The 588-nt window shown below is 44.0% G+C and carries 2 protein-coding genes; both read left to right on the forward strand.

What is annotated here, in order from left to right; all coding sequences use genetic code 11:
* The first annotated feature begins 81 nt into the window (after positions 1–81).
* Positions 82–336 (forward strand): type II toxin-antitoxin system HicA family toxin, encoded by a 255-nt coding sequence (locus L5M18_RS23335; protein ID WP_263198727.1) that lies wholly within the window; start codon positions 82–84, stop codon positions 334–336.
* On the forward strand, positions 333–588 hold a 256-nt coding region (locus L5M18_RS23340), incomplete at its 3' end, for a type II toxin-antitoxin system HicB family antitoxin (protein ID WP_263198728.1). The genes L5M18_RS23335 and L5M18_RS23340, both read left to right, overlap by 4 nt.

A 588-nucleotide genomic window follows, 5' to 3' on the forward strand; every position in this document is an offset into this window, starting at 1 on the left:
TGGTACCTAAAAAATAGTACCAAATTCGCTTGAAATGATACTAAAAAGTAGTACTATCGATTTAACGGATTATGAGACTTTATGAACAAAAAACATTTAAGAACGTTGACGGCTATCTTTGCTAGGCCTGTCAGCGGAGCTATCAAGTGGTCTGATATTGAAGCGCTGTTTATTGCTCTAGGGGCTGACATTGAAGAGCGTGAGGGGTCTCGAATTGGTGTGGTGCTGTTTGGTGAAGTTCWGGTATATCACCGCCCACATCCTCAGAAAGAAACTGACAAAGACGCAGTGATAAGCATCAAAAAATGGTTAGAAAGGAACGGGGTGAAAGCATGAAAAATCTTATGATGATCAACGGGGTAAAAGCCTTTATTGATTATGATCCAGACGCTGAAACATTCCGTGGTGAGTTCGTAGGCTTAAACGGCGGCGCGGATTTCTATGGTGAAAGCGTCGCTCAATTGGAAGCCGAGGGCGCGAAGTCATTAAGCGTTTTTTTAGAGATGTGTCAGGAGCGTGGCATTGAGCCTTACAAAAACTTCTCTGGCAAATTCAACGTTCGGATCTCGCCAGAGGTTCACGCTCGAC

The sequence above is a fragment of the Shewanella sp. SM20 genome (assembly GCF_025654545.1).
Taxonomy (GTDB): Bacteria; Pseudomonadota; Gammaproteobacteria; order Enterobacterales; family Shewanellaceae; genus Shewanella; species Shewanella oncorhynchi.